The sequence below is a fragment of the Paenibacillus maysiensis genome (genome assembly GCF_000520815.1).
GTDB classification, from domain to species: Bacteria; Bacillota; Bacilli; order Paenibacillales; family Paenibacillaceae; genus Paenibacillus; species Paenibacillus maysiensis.
This window is the reverse complement of the sequence record NZ_ASRY01000323.1, coordinates 1-485: the sequence shown is the minus strand read 5'-3', so window position 1 is coordinate 485 and position 485 is coordinate 1. Positions and strand designations below refer to the sequence as shown.

Below are 485 nucleotides of genomic sequence, written 5' to 3'. Positions count from 1 at the left end.
CCAATCGGCTACCTGCGGATATGGACTTGGCCGAACCGGCTGCAATGCAGGAAGATGTACCCGCAATCCTGGAGGAATTGTGGGCAGAGCGGGAAATAGAGTACTTACCAGAAGCAACTGCTGCCGTATGGAGGACAGTGGTCTTCCTGCTAGCTTCCGCTGATTCGCAGCGAGTTGTGCTAGACACGATGCGCAGCCTTGCGCCGCAGATCAAGGTGATTATCGTTGCGGCCGACCATGCCCTGCAATCGGGACCGACTGCATATATAGTGGACGAGGTTTCATCACAAGGATTTGGAACAGCTTTGCAAGCTGTCCACAGTGACCATGGCCCAGTCGATGCCGTTGTATGTGTTTGGCCGGTGGAAGCGAGAGAACAGCTTCGTAATATTGCTGGCTTGTCTTATGCGGTGCAGGGCATAGCCGCTTCCGGTTTGAGACCGCGCCGACTTTATTGTGCATCGTCAGCCATAGACGGTCTTGAC

1 protein-coding gene is annotated in these 485 nt (G+C 54.6%); it reads left to right on the top strand.

The genetic code is table 11. The annotated features are described in order from the left end of the window. A partial coding sequence (locus L696_RS29015; RefSeq protein ID WP_162472208.1) for a hypothetical protein occupies positions 1-485 on the top strand: 485 nt, incomplete at both ends.